The organism is Leifsonia poae (assembly GCF_027921845.1).
GTDB lineage: Bacteria > Actinomycetota > Actinomycetes > Actinomycetales > Microbacteriaceae > Leifsonia > Leifsonia poae.
The window spans coordinates 847,760-864,182 of record NZ_BSEN01000015.1 but is presented as its reverse complement, the minus strand read 5'-3'; the positions used below and the strand labels follow the sequence as shown (position 1 = coordinate 864,182).

Sequence of the window (16,423 nt, the reverse complement as noted above, 5' to 3'; positions counted from 1 at the left end):
CACCCGTGCGCCGTCATCCGGCGGTGCACCTCACGAGCAGGAGTCCCATGAGCACCGAGTCAGTCGAGCCAGGTCACGGTCACTCGCCGGCGGCGTGGACGGCCGTCATCATCATGCTGGTCGCCTTCACCATCGGTGCCGTCGCGTTCTTCTTCGACGCGCCGATCGTCGTCTGGGCTGCCGCAGGGCTCGCCATCATCGGTCTCCTCGTCGGCTGGTTCATGAAGCGCGCCGGCTACGGGGTCGGTGGAACCAAATACCAGCCGAAAGGCCACTGACGCGTGCTCGCCGACCTCGTCGCCGGCGCGCGCGAAGACGCTGAACGCCGCAAGGCCGAGCGTCCGCTGAGCGTCGTCGAGGCGGCCGCCGCCGAGCGCGCCCCCGCACTCGACGCCCTGGCCGCCCTCTCGCCGGCCGCACGCATCAAGATCATCGCCGAGGTGAAGCGCGCCAGTCCGTCGCGCGGCGCCCTCGCCGAGATCGCCGATCCGGCCGCCCTCGCCGTCTCCTACGAGACGGGTGGCGCCAGCGCGATCAGCGTGCTCACGGAGGAGCGCCGTTTCCGCGGCTCGCTCGCCGACCTCGAAGCGGTGCGAGCAGCGGTGTTGATCCCGGTGCTGCGCAAGGAGTTCATCTCCGACCCGTACCAGGTGTTCGAGGCGCGTGCAGCCGGCGCGGATCTCGTGCTGCTCATCGTCGCCGCACTCGAGCAGCGCGAGCTGGTCTCGTTGCACGAGCTCATCACGTCGCTCGGCATGACCGCTCTCGTCGAGGCGCACACCGCCGACGAACTCAGCCGTGCTCTGGACACCGGGGCCGGCCTGGTGGGCATCAATGCCCGCAACCTCTCCACATTCGAACTGGACCGCGATCTGTTCGGCACACTGGCCGACCGCATCCCGTCCGGTGTCATCCGCGTCGCGGAGTCGGCTGTCACCTCGGCCGCCGACGTCGCGCACTATCGGGCTGCGGGCGCGGATGTCGTGCTCGTGGGCGAGGCGCTCGTCACGAGCGACCCCGTCGCAACGCTCGAAGAATTCCTGGTGGTCTGATGTCCAACCCCTCCGACGGTTCGCCCCGAACCGACCCCTCCCTGCGCGCGCAGACGGGCCCGTACTTCGGCGAGTTCGGTGGACGCTTCGTCCCCGAGTCGCTCATCGCCGCGCTCGACGAGCTGTCGGTGGCGTGGGAGGAGGCGAAGGCCGACCCCGCGTTCCACGCGGAGCTCGACGAGCTCAACCGCTCGTACACCGGCCGCCCGTCGCTCATCACCGAGGTGCCGCGGTTCGCCGCGAACGCCGGCGGCGCGCGCATCATCCTCAAGCGCGAAGACCTGAACCACACCGGCTCGCACAAGATCAACAACGTGCTCGGCCAGGCCATCCTGACCAAGCGCATCGGCAAGACCCGCGTCATCGCCGAGACCGGCGCCGGTCAACACGGCGTCGCGACCGCGACGGCCGCCGCCCTGTTCGGTCTCAAGTGCACCATCTACATGGGTGAGGTCGACACCGAGCGCCAAGCGCTCAACGTCGCCAGGATGCGCCTGCTCGGCGCTGAGGTCGTCGCGGTGACGACCGGCTCCCGCACCCTCAAAGACGCGATCAACGACGCGATGCGCGACTGGGTCACGAACGTCGAGGACACCAACTACATCTTCGGCACCGTGGCCGGGCCGCATCCGTTCCCCGCGATGGTGCGCGACCTGCAGAAGATCATCGGCGAGGAGGCCCGCCAGCAGGTGCTCGACCTCACCGGCCGGCTGCCCGACGCCGTCGTGGCCTGCGTCGGCGGCGGCTCGAACGCGATGGGCATCTTCCACGCGTTCCTCGACGACGAAGACGTTCGTCTCGTCGGCTACGAGGCCGGCGGAGAGGGCGCCGAGACGCCCCGCCACGCGGCCACGATCACCAAGGGGCGCCCCGGCGTGCTCCACGGGGCGCGCAGCATGCTGCTTCAGGACGAGGACGGCCAGACCATCGAGTCCCACTCGATCTCGGCCGGACTCGACTATCCGGGTGTCGGGCCGGAGCACTCGTGGCTCGCGTCCATCGGCCGCGCCAGCTATCTGCCCATCTCGGACGCCGAGGCGATGGATGCCCTCCGCCTGCTCAGCCGCACCGAGGGCATCATCCCGGCGATCGAGTCGTCGCACGCCCTCGCAGGCGCGCTCAAACTCGGCGCCGAACTCGGTCCGGATGCGATCATCCTGGTGAACCTCAGCGGCCGCGGTGACAAAGACATGGAGACCGCCGGACGGTACTTCGACCTGATCGATCAGGGAGCGGTGCAGTCGTGAGCGGAACCTCGGTCGAGAGCCGCGTCGCGAGCACGATCGCGCGCCGCAACGCCGAAGCCGCGGGTGCGCTGATCGGTTACCTGCCCGCCGGCTTCCCCGACCTGCAGACCAGCATCGACGCGGCGGTGGCGATCGCGCGCAACGGCGTCGACATCATCGAGCTCGGCCTGCCGTATTCCGACCCCGTGATGGACGGCGCTGTCATCCAGGCCGCGACGCAGCGGGCCCTCTCCAACGGGTTCCGGCTGCGCGACGGCTTCACCGCCGTTCGCGAGATCACGGCGGCGGTCGACGTGCCGGTGCTGGTGATGACCTACTGGAACCCCGTCGTGCAGTACGGCGTCGAGCGCTTCGCCGACGATCTGCTCGCGGCCGGGGGAGCGGGACTCATCACGCCCGACCTCATCCCCGACGAGGGGGCCGACTGGCTCGCCGCGTCGGAGCGCACCGGTCTCGACCGCGTCTTCCTGGCGGCCCCGTCGTCGACCGAGGCGCGGCTGCGCCAGGCCGTCGAGGCGAGTCGCGGGTTCGTCTACGCCGTGTCGACGATGGGCATCACGGGTGCCCGCAGCGACGTCGACAGTGCGGCCCGCTCGCTGGTCGCGCGGCTGCGCGAGGCCGGCTCGACGAGCGCGTGCGTCGGGCTCGGCATCTCGAGCGCCGCGCAGGTGGCCGAGGTGCTGGAGTACGCCGACGGTGCGATCGTCGGCTCCGCGCTGGTCAAGGCGCTGGCCGATGACGGCGTCGAGGGCGTCGCCCGGGTCGCGGCCGCTCTGGCCGACGGCACCGCGAAAGCAAAATAGACTATGGTGGCCGCGCGCACGTTCCGCGCGGTCTGATCAACACGAAAGGTGAGTCATCGGGTGTTTGCGACGATGAGCAGCTGGTACGCGAGCATTCCGAGCCCCGGACCGGAGTGGCAGCAGATTCCCCTGCCCTTCTGGCCGTACCGCATCACCACCTATGCGCTGATCATCCTCGTCGGCATCGTCGTCGCCGCGATCTGGACCTCGCGCCGCCTCACCAAGCGCGGCGGTGAGCCCGGTGTGGTGCTCGACATCATCCTGTGGGCGGTTCCCCTCGGCATCATCGGTGCGCGGCTCTACCACGTCATCACGCACCCGGGGGACTACTTCTACCCTGGCGCCGAGCTCTGGAAGGTCGTCGCGATCTGGGACGGCGGCAACGCCATCTTCGGCTCGCTGATCGGCGGGGCCATCGGCGCCTGGATCGGCTGCCGCTGGACGGGCATCCGGTTCTGGTCGTTCGCCGACGTGCTCGCCCCCGCACTGCTGCTCGCCCAGGCGATCGGCCGGCTCGGCAACTACTTCAACCAGGAGCTGTTCGGCCTGCCGACCAACGTTCCCTGGGGTCTGCAGATCGACGCCGGCAACAAGGCGATCCCCGTCGGTCTGCCCGACAATACGCTGTTCCAGCCGCTCTTCCTCTACGAGATCATCTGGAACGTCATCGGCATCGTCGTCATCCTGTGGCTCGAGCGCAAGTTCAAGCTCCGCTGGGGCAAGACCTTCGCCGTCTACCTCATCTGGTACGGGCTCGGCCGCTCGTACCTCGAGTCGATCCGCATCGATCCGAGCGAGTTCTCGATCCTCGGCATCCAGAGCAATGTCTGGGCCGCGTTCCTGGCGGTCGTGCTCGGCGTCGTCCTGTTCATCGTGCAGACCCGCAGGCACCCCGGCCTCGAGCCCGGCGTGTACGTGACGGGTCGTGAATGGCATAAGCCGGATGCTGAGGTAGACTCTGACGACACCGATTCGGACGATGAGGATGAGGGCGACGATGCCGCCACGCCGAACGAACCGGGCGCAGCCAAAGCCACAAGCTCACTCGGCTCGTAAAAGTCCACCTGTCGAGGCGATCTAAGAAAGCACCTCTCACCGCACCTCCACCGGGCAGCACACACGCTGCCGAGAGCGTCGGAACCCTCCCCAGTCCCCGGGCCGATGGTGTCCCCCCGCAATTACGTATCAACGTGAGGACGGTCGAAGATGGCGCTTACGCCTCCCCACTCCCGCTTCAGCACGACCCCGGTCAAGCAGGGCCTGTACGACCCTGCCTTCGAGAAGGACGCGTGCGGCCTGGCCATGGTCGCAACGCTCCGCGGCACCGCCGGGCACGACATCATCGATGCCGCGCTCAACGCGCTGCGCAACCTGGAGCACCGCGGGGCCGTCGGCTCCGACGCCGGCACGGGTGACGGAGCCGGCATCATCACCCAGGTGCCGGATGCCTTCCTGCGCGCCGTCTCCGGGCTCGAGCTGCCCGGCGCCGGTCGCTACGCCGTCGGCAACGTCTTCCTCCCCATCGAGCAGGGTGAGCGCGCGGCTGTGAAGGCCGCCATCGAGGCCATCGCGATCGAGCAGGAGCTCACGGTCATCGGCTGGCGCGAGGTCCCCGTGCGCCCCGACGAGATCGGCAACCTGGCGCGTGGCGCCATGCCCGCCATCGAGCAGCTGTTCGTGTCGAGCACGCGCACCGGCACCGACGACGAGCCGGTCGGCGGCATCCTGCTCGACCGTCAGACCTTCTTCCTGCGCAAGCGCGTCGAGCGGGAGCTCGACGTCTACTTCACCTCGTTGTCGAGCCGCACGCTCGTCTACAAGGGCATGGTCACGACGCTCCAGCTGGAGCCGTTCTACCCCGACCTGTCCGACCAGCGCTTCGCCTCGAAGCTGGCACTCGTTCACTCGCGCTACTCCACGAACACCTTCCCGTCGTGGCCGCTCGCGCAGCCGTTCCGGATGATCGCGCACAACGGCGAGATCAACACGGTGCAGGGCAACCGCAACTGGATGCGCGCCCGCCAGTCGCAGCTCGAGAGCGAGCTGCTCGGCGACCTCGCGCCGGTGCTGCCGATCGTCACGCCAGGGGCGAGCGACTCGGCGTCGTTCGACGAGGTCGTGGAGCTGCTCTCGCTCTCCGGTCGCTCGCTTCCGCACGCCGTGATGATGATGGTGCCCGAGGCCTGGGAGAACCAGACCGAGATCGATCCTGTGCGCCGCAACTTCTACGAGTACAACTCGATGCTGATGGAGCCGTGGGACGGCCCCGCCGCGATCGTCTTCACCGACGGCACGCTGGTCGGCGCGACCCTCGACCGCAACGGCCTGCGCCCCGGCCGGTACGTTGTGACCAACGACGGACTCGTCGTGCTGGCCAGCGAGATCGGCGTGCTCGACATCGAGCCGAGCCGCGTCGTGCGCAAGGGCCGCCTGCAGCCGGGCCGCATGTTCCTGGTCGACACGGCGGAGGGCCGCCTGATCGAGGACGACGAGATCAAGTCGGAGCTCGCCGCCGGAGCGCCGTACGGCGACTGGCTCGACGAGGGCCGCATCAACCTCAAGGACCTGCCGGAGCGCGAGCACATCGTGCACACCCCGGCGTCGATCACGCGCCGCCAGCGCACCTTCGGCTACACCGAAGAAGAGGTGCGCATCCTGCTGAAGCCGATGGCGACGACGGGAGCGGAGCCGCTCGGCGCCATGGGCTCCGACACGCCCGTCGCCGTGCTCTCCGACCGGCCGCGGCTGCTCTTCGACTACTTCGCGCAGCAGTTCGCACAGGTGACCAACCCGCCGCTCGACTCGATCCGCGAAGAGGTCGTCACCTCGCTCAAGCTGGGCCTCGGCCCGGAGCGCAACCTGCTCTCCGCAGGACCGGAGCACGCACGCCAGGTCGTCCTCGACTTCCCAGTGATCGACAACGACGAGCTGGCCAAGATCCAGCACATCGACCCGCGCCCGGGCAGCCGGCTCACCACCACGGTGAAGGGGCTGTACCGCATCGAGTCGGGTGCCGACGCGATGGAGAAGCGTCTCGCCGAGATGTGCGACGAGGTGGACGAGGCGATCGAGGCCGGTGCGCAGTTCATCGTGCTGAGCGACCGCGACTCCACCAAAGACCTCGCGCCGATCCCGTCGTTGCTGATGCTCGCCGCGGTGCACCACCACCTCATCCGTGCGGAGAACCGCATGAAGGTGGGACTCATCGTCGAGGCCGGCGACGTGCGCGAGGTGCACCACGTCGCGCTGCTCATCGGCTACGGCGCGTCGGCCATCAACCCGTACCTCGCGATGGAGACCTGCGAGGAGCTCGTCCGCAGCGGCCTGATCACCGGCGTCACCCCGGAGAAGGCCGTCAAGAACGTGATCAAGGCGCTCGGCAAGGGCGTGCTCAAGATCATGTCGAAGATGGGCATCTCGACGGTGTCGTCGTACGCGGGCGCCCAGGCGTTCGAGGCCGTCGGCCTCAGCCAGGAGGTCGTCGACCTCTACTTCACGGGCACCACGACGAAGCTCGGCGGCGTCGGCATCGACGTCATCGGCATCGAGAACATGGCGCGCCACACCAGCGCGTACCCGGCGGAGGGCGCGGCGCTCGCGCACGAGCGGCTGGCGACCGGCGGCGAGTACCAGTGGCGCCGTGACGGCGCGCCGCACCTCTTCAACCCGGAGACGGTGTTCCGCCTGCAGCACTCGACCCGCACCCGCCGGTACGACATCTTCAAGGAGTACACCGGCGCAGTCGACGACCAGGCCGAGACCCTGATGACGCTGCGCGGCATGTTCAAGCTGCAGACCGGCGTCCGGCCCCCGGTCCCTCTGGACGAGGTCGAGTCGGTCGAGTCGATCGTGAAGCGGTTCTCCACCGGCGCGATGAGCTACGGGTCGATCTCCAAGGAGGCGCACGAGAACCTCGCGATCGCGATGAACCGTCTCGGCGCGAAGTCGAACACGGGAGAAGGCGGCGAGGACCTCGACCGCCTGCTCGACCCGGAGCGGCGCAGCGCGATCAAGCAGGTCGCATCCGGTCGCTTCGGCGTCACGTCGATGTACCTCACCCACGCGGATGACATCCAGATCAAGCTCGCCCAGGGCGCCAAGCCCGGCGAGGGTGGCCAGCTGCCGCCGACCAAGGTGTACCCGTGGGTCGCCCGCACCCGTCACGCGACGGCCGGTGTCGGCCTGATCTCGCCGCCCCCGCACCACGACATCTACTCGATCGAAGACCTCAAGCAGCTCATCTTCGACCTGAAGCGCGCGAACCCGGATGCCCGTGTGCACGTCAAGCTCGTGAGCGAGTCCGGCATCGGAGCGGTCGCGGCGGGCGTCGCCAAGGCCCTCGCCGATGTCGTGCTCGTCTCCGGGCACGACGGCGGAACCGGCGCCTCGCCGGTCAACTCGCTCAAGCACGCGGGCACGCCGTGGGAGCTCGGCCTCGCCGAGACCCAGCAGACGCTGATGCTCAACGGGATGCGCGACCGCGTGGTCGTGCAGGTCGACGGTCAGCTCAAGACCGGCCGCGACGTCATCGTCGGAGCTCTGCTCGGCGCGGAGGAGTTCGGCTTCGCCACGGCGCCGCTGGTCGTCTCCGGCTGCATCATGATGCGCGTCTGCCACCTCGACACCTGCCCTGTCGGCGTCGCGACCCAGAACCCGGAGCTCCGCTCGCGATTCTCCGGCAAGCCCGAGTTCGTGGTGAACTTCTTCGAGTTCATCGCGCAGGAGGTCCGGGAGTACCTGGCCGAGCTGGGCTTCCGCAGCCTCGACGAGGCGATCGGCCACAGCGAGCTGCTCGACGTCAACGGCGCGGTCGACCACTGGAAGGCGTCGGGCCTCGACCTGGCGCCGATCCTGCGCGGACCGGACTTCCCGGAGGACGCACCGCGCAAGAACGCGCGCCAGCAGGACCACGAGCTCGACAAGCACTTCGACAACCAGCTCATCGAGCGCAGCGCCGACGTGCTCGCGAAGGGCGGCCACATCGCGATCGACCTGCCGATCCGCAACACGGAGCGGGCGGTGGGGACGATGCTCGGGCACGAGGTGACGGTGCGTCACGGCGAGAACGGCCTGCCGACCGGCTCGATCGAGATCAGCCTCACGGGCTCCGCAGGGCAGTCGCTCGGCGCCTTCCTGCCGAGCGGCATCACGCTGCGGCTCGAAGGCGACACCAACGACTACGTCGGCAAGGGCCTCTCGGGCGGCCAGATCGTGATCCGGCCCGACAAGAACAGCGTGTTCCCGGCGGAGCGCAACGTCATCGCGGGCAACGTGATCGGCTACGGCGCCACCCAGGGGAGCATGTTCATCCGCGGCATAGTGGGGGAGCGGTTCCTGGTGCGCAACTCCGGAGCGACCGCGGTCGTCGAAGGCGTCGGCGACCACGCGCTGGAGTACATGACCGGTGGGCTCGCCGTCATCCTGGGCGGTACGGGCCGCAACCTGGGTGCGGGCATGTCCGGCGGAACGGCCTACGTGTACGAGCTCGACGAGGACCGGGTCAACCGCGACTCGCTCGCCAGCGGCGAGCTGGAGCTGCTGCCGCTCGGCAGCGCCGACGTGGAGATCGTGCGCGACCTCCTCGAGCGGCACGTGGCGGAGACCGACTCGGCACTCGCCGCCGAGCTGCTCTCGAACTTCGACGAGACCGTCGCGAAATTCGTCAAGGTGCTGCCGCGCGACTACGCGGCCGTGCTTCAGATGCGTCAAACCGCCGTCGACGAGGGTCTCGACCCCGACGGGGACATCGTATGGAACAGAATTCTGGAGGTGACCGGTGGCTGACCCGAAGGGCTTCCTCAAAGTTACGGAGCGCGAGCTCCCCAAGCGCCGCCCGGTCTCCGTGCGCCTCATGGACTGGAAAGAGGTCTACGAGGCCGGCGACCCGGCGCAGTTGCGCCGTCAGGCCGGGCGTTGCATGGACTGCGGCGTGCCGTTCTGCCATCAGGGCTGCCCGCTGGGCAACCTGATCCCCGAGTGGAATGACCTCATGTGGCGCGGCGAGGGTCGTCAGGCCATCGAGCGTCTGCACGCGACCAACAACTTCCCGGAGTTCACCGGCCGGCTGTGCCCGGCGCCCTGCGAGTCGTCGTGCGTTCTCGGCATCAACCAGCCGGCGGTGACGATCAAGCAGGTCGAGGTCTCGATCATCGACCAGGCGTGGCAGAACGGATGGGTGCAGCCGCATCCGCCGGAGCGCCTCACGGGCAAGACGGTCGCCGTCGTCGGTTCCGGTCCTGCCGGTCTCGCCGCGGCCCAGCAGCTCACGCGTGCCGGGCACACCGTCGCCGTCTATGAGCGGGACGACCGCATCGGCGGCCTGCTCCGCTACGGCATCCCCGACTTCAAGATGGAGAAGAAGCACCTCGAGGCGCGTCTGAACCAGATGATGGCCGAGGGCACGCGGTTCCGCGCCGGTGTGAACATCGGCGTGGACATCACGTGGGACGACCTGCGTGCCCGGTACGACGCCGTCGTGGTGGCGACCGGAGCCATGGTGCCCCGCGACCTCCCCATCCCGGGGCGCGACCTCAGCGGCGTGCACTTCGCGATGGAGTACCTCGTCCAGCAGAACAAGGCGGGGGCCGGTGACCAGGTCGCCGACCAGATCACCGCCGAGGGCAAGCATGTCGTCGTTCTCGGCGGAGGCGACACCGGTGCCGACTGCATCGGGACGGCGCACCGCCAGGGTGCGGCCAGTGTCACCAACCTCGCCATCGGCACGCAGCCGCCGAGCGAACGCCCCGCACACCAGCCCTGGCCGACTACGCCCACGCTCTTCGAAGTTCAGAGCGCGCACGAAGAAGGTGGCCACCGCGAGTTCCTCGCCTCGACCGTCGAGTTCCTCGCGAACGAGTACGGCGAGGTGCGGGCGATCCGCGTCGCGGAGACCGAGTACCTCGACGGCCGTCGTGTCCCGAAGGCCGGCACCGAGCGCGAGATCCCGGCCGACCTGGTCCTCCTCGCCCTCGGATTCACCGGTCCGGAGTCCGAGGACCTCGGCAACCAGCTCGAGGTCCCGTTCGACCAGCGCGGCAATGTGCAGCGCGACGGCGACTACCAGACCAGCCAGCCGGGCGTGTTCGTCGCCGGCGACGCGGGCCGCGGTCAGTCGCTCATCGTGTGGGCTATCGCAGAAGGCCGTGCAGCGGCGGCCTCCGTTGACCGGTATCTTGAAGGGGAGACGCAGCTGCCGTCCCCGATCCGACCTACAGACCGGGGCATCCTGGTCTGAGTCGGCTTACGAACGAGCTGTTGGACGCGCGTGCGGAACCGCCGTGCACGTCATCACCGAATCGAGCGCCCAGAGCGCAGAATCACGGAGCAAGAAGAAAAGTATGAGAAGGGCGAAAATCGTCGCGACCCTCGGGCCCGCGACCTCGAGCTATGAGAACATCCGCGCGATCATCGACGCGGGTGTGGACGTTGCTCGAATGAACCTGAGCCACGGAAGCTACGACGTCCACGAGGGTGTCTACGCGAACGTGCGCAAGGCCGCTGACGACGCCGGCAAGCCGGTCGCCGTTCTGGTCGACCTCCAGGGCCCGAAGATCCGTCTCGGCAAGTTCGAGGCGGGTCCCTACGAGCTCCACGAAGGTGACATCTTCAAGATCACCATCGAAGACATCATCGGCACCAAGGAGATCTCCTCCACGACGTTCAAGGGCCTGCCCCAGGACGTCAAGGCCGGGGACTTCCTGCTGATCGACGACGGCAAGGTGCGCGTGCGCGTGCTCGAGACCGACGGAACCGTCGTGACCACCGAGGTGATCGTCGGCGGCCCGGTCTCGAACAACAAGGGCATCAACCTCCCGGGCGTCGCGGTCAACGTGCCTGCGCTGTCCGAGAAGGACGAGGCGGACCTCCGCTGGGGCCTCAAGCTCGGCGCCGACCTGATCGCGCTCTCGTTCGTCCGCAGCGCGGCCGACATCGAGCGCGTGCACGAGATCATGGCAGAAGAGGGTCGCAAGCTCCCCGTCGTCGCCAAGGTCGAGAAGCCGCAGGCGGTCGACAACCTCGAGGAGATCATCGAGGCGTTCGACGCCATCATGGTCGCCCGTGGCGACCTCGGCGTCGAACTCCCGCTCGAGGCCGTGCCGATCGTGCAGAAGCGCGCGGTCGAGCTCGCCCGTCGCGCAGCCAAGCCGGTCATCGTCGCCACGCAGATGCTCGAGTCGATGATCTCCAGCCCGGTCCCCACCCGTGCAGAGACCTCCGATGTCGCCAACGCCGTCCTCGACGGTGCTGACGCCGTGATGCTCAGCGGCGAGACCAGCGTCGGCGAGTACCCGGTGATCACCGTGCAGACCATGGCGCGCATCGTCAGCTCGACGGAGGAGCACGGTCTCGACCGCATCGCTCCGCTCGGCACCCGCCCGCGCACGCAGAGCGGTGCGATCACGCTCGCCGCGGTCGAGGTCGCCGACTTCGTCGAGGCCAAGTACCTCTGCGTGTTCACCGAGTCGGGCGAGTCGGCGCGTCGTATGTCGCGTCTGCGCAGCAAGATCCCCATCCTCGCGTTCACGCCGGAGGAGTCGATCCGCCGTCGCATGTCGCTGAACTGGGGCGTCGAGTCGTTCGTCGTCTCGCGCGTCACCCACACCGACCAGATGGTCGCGCAGGTCGACGAGGCGCTGAAGTCGACGGGCCGCGCCGAGAACGGCGACAAGGTCATCATCATCTCGGGTTCCCCTCCCGGAATCCCCGGAACCACCAACGACATCCGCGTGCACCGCGTGGGCGACGTCCTCTGAGACGCCCCCGCACCGGATGACAGAACGGCCCCCGAGCGATCGGGGGCCGTTCTTCGTCTCCGCCTGCGGCATCACCGTCGCCCGGCGCAGTGCGGACCGGTTCCCACGGAGTTCGCAGCAACCGAGGGGTTCACGCACGCATGACCGGCGTAGTCTCGATCCCATGAAACGTCGCTGGGTCCGTTGGTTGCCGGCAGCCGTGATCCCGGCTGCGATCGCTGCGGGAGCGCTCATCGCCCCGATGGCCGCTGGAGCCGCCGACCTGCCGTCGAAGACTCCGTCGGATGTGCTGAAGCTCGTCGCAGCCAGCGACGTCCGCGCTTTCTCCGGCACCATCGAGCAGAGTTCCGACCTCGGGCTGCCGTCGATGCCGAGTGTGAGCGGCGGCGGGGCCGCCTCCAGCTCGTCGTCCGACGCATCCGACGCACTGGAACTGCTCACCGGGTCGCACACCGCCAAGGTCTACGCGGACGGGCCGACGAAGGCGCGCGTTCAGGTGCTCGACCAGCTCGCTGAGCGTGACGTCGTCAGAAACGGCTCCGATGTCTGGCTGTACACCTCCACGGGCACGAAGGTGACCCACGTCACCCTGCCGAGCCGCACGGCCGAGAAGACGACGCCGGATGCCTCGACCACCACGCCTGCCCAGCTCGCCCAGCGCTTCCTGGCCGCTGTCGACGACAGCACAGCGGTCACCCTCGGCGACAACACGAAGGTCGCCGGCCGTGACGCCTACGACCTGGTGCTGACTCCACGCACGTCGGCGACCCTCGTCGGCTCCGTCTCGATCGCGGTGGACGGCGCCACCGGCGTCCCCCTCAGCGTGCAGGTGGATGCGCGGGGACAGTCCACGCCGGCCTTCGAGGTCGCGTTCAGCACATTCGACCCGTCGGCCCCCTCTGCCGACGTGTTCGCCTTCACCCCGCCGGCCGGAGCCACGGTGACCGAGCAGGCGCTCCCGGCCCCCGGCTCCCACGCGAGGGCGTCCGACAAAGGGAAAGCCGCCGATCACCCCGAGCCGGTCGTGAGCGGTTCCGGCTGGAGCAGCATCGTCACCGCGTCCGTCGGCGCCGTGCCGGCATCGGTGACCTCGTCGCCGCTGTTCGCCCAACTGACGACCGCCGTTCCCGGTGGCCGCGCCTTCAGCACGTCCCTCGTCTCGGTGCTGCTCACCGACGACGGCCGCGTACTCGCGGGCGCCGTTCCGGTGTCGGCCCTCGAAGCCGCCGCCGCCAAGTGACGCAACCCGACGCCGCGATCGCGACGAGCGGCCTCTCCAAGAGGTTCGGGTCGCGGACGGTCGTCGACGGGCTCGACCTGCTCGTACCGCGCGGCGCCGTCTTCGGCTTCCTCGGCCCCAACGGCTCGGGCAAGACGACCACCATCCGCATGCTGCTGGGGCTGGTCAACGCGACGGCCGGCGACATCCGGCTGCTCGGCGAGACCATGCCCGCCCGCGGTGCGCACGTGCTGCCTCGCGTGGGCGCCCTCGTCGAGGGTCCCGCTTTCGCCCCATATCTCTCCGGAACGGCGAACCTGCTGCGCCGCGACACCGCCGATCGGTACGCGCCTCCGGCGACGCGGCGTGCGAGGGTGGCCGCGGCGCTGGAGCGCGTCGGCCTCTCGCACGCAGCGGGTCGCAATGTACGGGCGTACTCGCTGGGCATGAAGCAGCGGCTCGGCATCGCGGGAGCGCTGCTCACCGACCGCGATCTGCTCGTGCTCGATGAACCGACCAACGGGCTCGACCCGCAGGGCACCAGGGAGGTGCGCTCGCTCATCCGGTCGCTGGCCGACGAAGGGACCACCGTCTTCGTCTCCAGCCACCTGCTGGCCGAGATCGAGCAGATCTGCACGCACGCGGCCATCATGCGCACCGGGCGACTGGTCGCCCAGGGATCCCTCGACGAGCTGCGCGGCGCCGGGATTCCGCGGGTCCGCCTGGAGACGCCGGATCCGGCGGCGGCGGTCGAAGTGTTCACCCGCCTCGGGCTCGCCGACGCCGCAGCGGAGGACGGCGTGGTCGACGCTGCATTTCCCGAAGCCGGCCCGTCCGCAGAGAGCGTCGTCGCCGCGCTTGTCGCCGCCGACGTGCGGGTCCGCGGCTTCAGCGTGCACGGTTCGACCCTCGAGGAACGCTTCGTCGCGCTGACCGGGGAGGGATTCGATGTCGAGCAGTGAGGCGGCCGTCTCGGGCTCCGGGGCCTTCGCGGCGCAGGGACGACCGCGACCGTCGGCCGGCTGGTCGCTGCTCTGGTCGGAGCTCTGGGTGCTCTTCCGTCGCTGGCGCACGTGGGCGATGCTCGCCGCACTGGCGGCGGTGCCCATCCTGATCGCGGTCGCCGTGCGCGTGCGCGGTGGCCCCGACGCCGGTCGCGGCCCCGCCTTCCTCGACCAGATCACCGCGAACGGCCTGTTCGTCGGGTTCACCGCCCTCGTGGTGTGCGTTCCGCTCTTCCTGCCCCTGACCGTCGGCGTCGTGGCGGGCGACACGATCGCGGGCGAGGCCAGCCACGGCACCCTGCGCTACCTGGTGATCGCGCCGGCGGGACGCATCCGGTTGCTCGCGGTGAAGTACGCGGGCGCCGCGGTGTTCTGCATCGTCGCGACCCTGGTCGTCATCCTCGCCGGGTCGGCGATCGGCGCCGTCCTATTCCCGATCGGTCCGGTGACGCTGCTCTCGGGCACCGTGGTGAGCCTGGGAGACGCCTTCCTGCGTCTGCTGGCGATCGCGGCCTACGTGACCGTCTCGCTGCTCGGTCTGTGCGCGATCGGCCTGTTCCTCTCGACCCTGACCGATGTCCCTGTCGGGGCGATGGCGGCCACGATCGTGCTGTCGGTGGTCTCGCAGGTGCTCGACCAGCTGCCGCAGCTCGACGCCATCCACCCCTGGCTGTTCAGCCGCTACTGGTTCGGATTCGCCGACCTGCTGCGCCAGCCCATCTCCTGGGATTCCTTCGGCAGCAACGCTGTGCTTCAGCTCGGCTACATCGCGGTCTTCGGTGCGCTCGCGGTCGGCCGGTTCACGACGAAGGACATCCTCTCGTAGCGTCGGCTACGGAATGGTCTCGGCGGTTCCCTCGAGGTCGGAGCGCGGATGCTCGCGCTGCGTTGCGATCGTGACGCCGGCGGCGAGGCAGACGATCACGATGCCGGCGAGCTGCACCGCTGAGAAGTGCTCGTGCAGCACCAGCACGCCGAACATCGTCGCGATCACCGGCCCGAAGCTGGTGATGACCGCGTACAGGCGCGGCGGGATGCGCCGCAGGATGAAGGTGTCGAGGCTGTACGGGATGGCGGAGGAGAGGATGCCGGCCGCGACCAGCAGCCCGATCACGGTCCAGTCGAGCCGCGAGTAGTCGACGATGATGAGCGCGATAGGCAGCAGGACGACGGTGGCGACCACGCTTGCGACACTGAGCCCCTCCAAGCCGGGCAGGCGCAGCGCGACGCGCCGGGTGAGCAGGATGTAGGCGGCCCACGACGCGGCGGCTGTCAGAGCGAGCACGACGCCGATCGGGTCGATCGCCCCTTCCGTTCCGGTGAGGAGTACGACGCCTCCGGCGGCGACGACCGCGCAGAGCACATCGAGCACTCGGCGCGACCCGGCGAGGGCGAGGGCGAACGGTCCGAGGAACTCGATGGTCGCCGCGATGCCGAGCCCGAGGCGTCCGACCGCTTCGTAGAAGCTCAGATTCATCGAGACCAGCACGAGCCCGAGCAGCAGAGCCGGCCAGAGCCGCCGCCAGGTCAGCTCGGCGCGCTTCGGGCGGTAGAACGGAAGCACGGCGATCGCCGTGATCACCTGCCGCACCGCCACGACCACCACGGAACCGACGATCGGGATGAGCAGCCCGGCGATCGAGGAGCCGAAATTGATGCTGACCTCGGTGCCGACCTGGGTTCCCGCCCCGATCAGCGTCCGGCGTGCAGGACGGTCGGGTGCGGAGCTCACCCGTCGAGCTTACGGGGTCAGTGCGCCGCCGCGTGCGGCGTCAGGCGCATGATCGCGCGGGTCGTCGACGGGCGCCGCACCACGTCGAATCCGGCGGAGCGGAAGAGCGAGACGGTGCCGTGGAACCGCTCGGCGCTCGAGAGTCCCGGCCGTACCTCGGTGTCGACGGGATACCCCTCGATGACGTCAGCTCCGTGTTCGCCGGCGAAGGAGACGGCGCCGTCGAGCAGCGCGTGCGCGACGCCGCGCTTGCGGAAGCCGTCGCGCACCACGAAGCAGGTGACCGCCCACGGGTCGGCCGGATCGCCGGGAAGGCGCTTGGTGATCGGAGATCGTGCGAGCGCCGGGTAGGCCGAGAACGGTTCGACCGCCGCCCAGCCGACGGGCTCGCCGTCGATCCATGCGATCACGCCGGGCGCCGGGTCGGTTGCGATGGACGTGTGCAGCAGGTCGGCCTTCTGCTCCCGTGGCAGCTCGCGATACTGCGTTCCCGTCAGCTTGAACCACTGGCACCAGCATCCGGACGGGTCGCCCCGCTCGCCGAAGACGCGCTCGAGTTCGGGCCACAGTTCGTCGCGCACGGGTTCGACGGTGATCGAGTCAGCCATACGCA

The 16,423-nt window shown here is 69.3% G+C and carries 13 protein-coding genes; 11 read left to right on the top strand and 2 right to left on the bottom strand.

The features are described 5' to 3' along the window. Window positions 1-47 precede the first annotated feature (47 nt). From PKE84_RS18885 to PKE84_RS18835, 11 genes are all read left to right on the top strand, one after another. Entirely contained in the window at window positions 48-278 is a 231-nt protein-coding gene (locus PKE84_RS18885) for a DUF6704 family protein (RefSeq protein WP_271178785.1), read from the top strand. A gap of 3 nt (window positions 279-281) precedes the next feature. Beyond that, window positions 282-1,052, top strand: a complete 771-nt coding sequence (gene trpC, locus PKE84_RS18880) for an indole-3-glycerol phosphate synthase TrpC (protein ID WP_271178784.1) — start codon at window positions 282-284, stop codon at window positions 1,050-1,052. After that, window positions 1,052-2,299 (top strand): tryptophan synthase subunit beta, encoded by a 1,248-nt coding sequence (gene trpB, locus PKE84_RS18875; protein WP_271178783.1) that lies wholly within the window; start codon window positions 1,052-1,054, stop codon window positions 2,297-2,299. The genes trpC and trpB overlap by 1 nt, the downstream gene beginning before the upstream one ends. Further along, on the top strand, window positions 2,296-3,102 hold the full coding sequence (gene trpA / locus PKE84_RS18870; RefSeq protein ID WP_271178782.1) for a tryptophan synthase subunit alpha: 807 nt from the start codon (window positions 2,296-2,298) through the stop codon (window positions 3,100-3,102). Before trpB ends, trpA begins: the two co-directional genes overlap by 4 nt. Before the next feature lie 72 nt (window positions 3,103-3,174). Next, window positions 3,175-4,158 carry a prolipoprotein diacylglyceryl transferase gene (gene lgt / locus PKE84_RS18865; protein WP_271178781.1) on the top strand — a complete coding sequence of 328 codons (984 nt, stop codon included), beginning with the start codon at window positions 3,175-3,177 and terminating at the stop codon, window positions 4,156-4,158. A gap of 150 nt (window positions 4,159-4,308) precedes the next feature. Next, window positions 4,309-8,886 (top strand): glutamate synthase large subunit, encoded by a 4,578-nt coding sequence (gltB, locus tag PKE84_RS18860; RefSeq protein WP_271178780.1) that lies wholly within the window; start codon window positions 4,309-4,311, stop codon window positions 8,884-8,886. Continuing rightward, on the top strand, window positions 8,879-10,336 hold the full coding sequence (locus PKE84_RS18855; RefSeq protein WP_271178779.1) for a glutamate synthase subunit beta: 1,458 nt from the start codon (window positions 8,879-8,881) through the stop codon (window positions 10,334-10,336). Before gltB ends, PKE84_RS18855 begins: the two co-directional genes overlap by 8 nt. A 103-nt stretch (window positions 10,337-10,439) precedes the next feature. Further along, complete coding sequence (gene pyk, locus PKE84_RS18850; protein ID WP_271178778.1) at window positions 10,440-11,855, top strand: pyruvate kinase; 1,416 nt, start codon at window positions 10,440-10,442, stop codon at window positions 11,853-11,855. A 163-nt stretch (window positions 11,856-12,018) separates the two neighbouring features. Further along, on the top strand, window positions 12,019-13,095 hold the full coding sequence (locus PKE84_RS18845; RefSeq protein ID WP_271178777.1) for a LolA family protein: 1,077 nt from the start codon (window positions 12,019-12,021) through the stop codon (window positions 13,093-13,095). After that, window positions 13,092-14,036, top strand: coding sequence for an ABC transporter ATP-binding protein (locus tag PKE84_RS18840; RefSeq protein WP_271178776.1), 945 nt, complete (start codon window positions 13,092-13,094; stop codon window positions 14,034-14,036). The genes PKE84_RS18845 and PKE84_RS18840 overlap by 4 nt, the downstream gene beginning before the upstream one ends. Beyond that, on the top strand, window positions 14,023-14,904 hold the full coding sequence (locus PKE84_RS18835) for an ABC transporter permease (protein WP_271178775.1): 882 nt from the start codon (window positions 14,023-14,025) through the stop codon (window positions 14,902-14,904). The genes PKE84_RS18840 and PKE84_RS18835 overlap by 14 nt, the downstream gene beginning before the upstream one ends. Window positions 14,905-14,910: 6 nt before the next feature. On the opposite strand, the gene PKE84_RS18830 is transcribed toward PKE84_RS18835, so the two are convergent. Both PKE84_RS18830 and PKE84_RS18825 read right to left on the bottom strand, forming a co-directional pair. Continuing rightward, window positions 14,911-15,810, bottom strand: a complete 900-nt coding sequence (locus PKE84_RS18830; RefSeq protein ID WP_271178774.1) for an EamA family transporter — start codon at window positions 15,808-15,810, stop codon at window positions 14,911-14,913. 17 nt (window positions 15,811-15,827) lie between these two features. Beyond that, entirely contained in the window at window positions 15,828-16,418 is a 591-nt protein-coding gene (locus PKE84_RS18825) for a GNAT family N-acetyltransferase (RefSeq protein WP_271178773.1), read from the bottom strand. Window positions 16,419-16,423 lie beyond the last annotated feature (5 nt).

What these genes read in the sequence shown, in the direction of transcription:
- pyk (WP_271178778.1), top strand. Translation starts at nt 10,440, where the DNA reads ATGAGAAGGGCGAAAATCGTCGCGACCCTCGGGCCCGCGACCTCGAGC.
- lgt (WP_271178781.1), top strand. Translation starts at nt 3,175, where the DNA reads ATGAGCAGCTGGTACGCGAGCATTCCGAGCCCCGGACCGGAGTGGCAG.
- PKE84_RS18885 (WP_271178785.1), top strand. Translation starts at nt 48, where the DNA reads ATGAGCACCGAGTCAGTCGAGCCAGGTCACGGTCACTCGCCGGCGGCG.
- PKE84_RS18835 (WP_271178775.1), top strand. Translation starts at nt 14,023, where the DNA reads ATGTCGAGCAGTGAGGCGGCCGTCTCGGGCTCCGGGGCCTTCGCGGCG.
- PKE84_RS18825 (WP_271178773.1), bottom strand. Translation starts at nt 16,418, where the DNA reads ATGGCTGACTCGATCACCGTCGAACCCGTGCGCGACGAACTGTGGCCC.
- PKE84_RS18845 (WP_271178777.1), top strand. Translation starts at nt 12,019, where the DNA reads ATGAAACGTCGCTGGGTCCGTTGGTTGCCGGCAGCCGTGATCCCGGCT.
- gltB (WP_271178780.1), top strand. Translation starts at nt 4,309, where the DNA reads ATGGCGCTTACGCCTCCCCACTCCCGCTTCAGCACGACCCCGGTCAAG.
- trpB (WP_271178783.1), top strand. Translation starts at nt 1,052, where the DNA reads ATGTCCAACCCCTCCGACGGTTCGCCCCGAACCGACCCCTCCCTGCGC.